Raw genomic sequence first — 1411 nt, forward strand, 5'->3', positions numbered from 1 at the left:
TGAAAAAACTCTGGTCCCGTGGTGTAGCGGTTAACATGCCTGCCTGTCACGCAGGAGATCGCCGGTTCGATCCCGGTCGGGACCGCCATTTAATCTGGCTCGGTAGCTCAGTCGGTAGAGCAATGGACTGAAAATCCATGTGTCGGCGGTTCGATTCCGTCCCGAGCCACTTCCTTTATAAATTAAACTATGGCGGTTGTGGCGAAGTGGTTAACGCATCGGATTGTGGTTCCGACATTCGTGGGTTCGATTCCCATCAGTCGCCCCATAAGTTTGATATTGCTAATAATTTTATAGTGATTTATGCGGGTGTAGTTTAATGGTAAAACCTCAGCCTTCCAAGCTGATGTCGTGAGTTCGATTCTCATCACCCGCTCCATATATTACACTAAATATTCATATAAGATAAATGGGCCTATAGCTCAGCTGGTTAGAGCGCACGCCTGATAAGCGTGAGGTCGATGGTTCGAGTCCATTTAGGCCCACCATTTATTCCACAGTAGCTCAGTGGTAGAGCTATCGGCTGTTAACCGATCGGTCGCAGGTTCGAGTCCTGCCTGTGGAGCCATTTTGGATGGGGAAGTACTCAAGTGGCTGAAGAGGCGCCCCTGCTAAGGGTGTAGGTCGTGTAAGCGGCGCGAGGGTTCAAATCCCTCCTTCTCCGCCATTCAAAAATTTCATATTAAGGCCCGTTGGTCAAGCGGTTAAGACACCGCCCTTTCACGGCGGTAACACGGGTTCGAATCCCGTACGGGTCATTTAAAAAAGCTACGATTCATTCGTAGCTTTTTTGTTTGGAAAAAACAGCTTACTTTAAATATAATACTGAAGATATAGATTCATTTGTTTTAAAGTGTATATCGCGACATACCTAGCTACTGATTAAACAACGCCTTAATTTTAAGAGAATTCTACCCTGAAATAGGTTGAAGATTCATTCGCTGCAGTTCACTCGCTTTCCGCGGGGCGTGCGGTGAGCCTCCTCGTCGCTTTTGACTCCTGCGGGATCTCACTTTGCCCGCTGCATCCCGCAGGAGTCGAGTGACCTTCCGCTCATACCATTTAGATGAGCAATTTTCATCCTCCATGGTGCAAATACTCATTCGCATGGACGTCTACCCTGAAAAAAGAAATGCTGAAGGCGCTCGTTCATCGGCGACAGGCATAAGACGAGCCGGCAAGAAGGTTGCTTTTTAACCTTCTTGCCGGATTGACTTATGACCCCGAGCCGATAGCGCCTGAAGCTAGACACTAAGCTAAGTATAATTTTTCATCCTCCATGGTGCTAATTTTAATTAGCATAGATGTCTACCCTGAAAAAAGAAATGCTGAAGGCGCTCGTTCATCGGCGACAGGCATAAGACGAGTCGGCTAGAAGGTTGCTTTTTAACCTTCTTGCCGGATTGACTTA

Annotated in this window: 8 tRNA genes; all 8 read left to right on the top strand. The window is 47.3% G+C overall.

What is annotated here, in order from left to right:
- Window positions 1-12: 12 nt before the first annotated feature.
- The 8 genes from BK579_RS06365 to BK579_RS06400 all read left to right on the top strand — a co-directional run bounded on the left by BK579_RS06365 (window position 13) and on the right by BK579_RS06400 (window position 758).
- A tRNA-Asp gene (locus BK579_RS06365) sits at window positions 13-88 on the top strand.
- 8 nt (window positions 89-96) lie between these two features.
- A tRNA-Phe gene (locus tag BK579_RS06370) sits at window positions 97-169 on the top strand.
- 23 nt (window positions 170-192) lie between these two features.
- A tRNA-His gene (locus tag BK579_RS06375) sits at window positions 193-268 on the top strand.
- A 37-nt stretch (window positions 269-305) separates the two neighbouring features.
- A tRNA-Gly gene (locus BK579_RS06380) sits at window positions 306-379 on the top strand.
- A 32-nt stretch (window positions 380-411) separates the two neighbouring features.
- Window positions 412-488, top strand: a tRNA-Ile gene (locus tag BK579_RS06385).
- 5 nt (window positions 489-493) lie between these two features.
- Window positions 494-568, top strand: a tRNA-Asn gene (locus BK579_RS06390).
- A gap of 8 nt (window positions 569-576) precedes the next feature.
- Window positions 577-667: transfer RNA gene (locus BK579_RS06395), tRNA-Ser, on the top strand.
- A 19-nt stretch (window positions 668-686) separates the two neighbouring features.
- Window positions 687-758 (top strand) — tRNA-Glu (locus tag BK579_RS06400).
- Window positions 759-1411 lie beyond the last annotated feature (653 nt).

This window comes from Litchfieldia alkalitelluris (assembly GCF_002019645.1).
Lineage (GTDB): Bacteria > Bacillota > Bacilli > Bacillales > Bacillaceae_L > Litchfieldia > Litchfieldia alkalitelluris.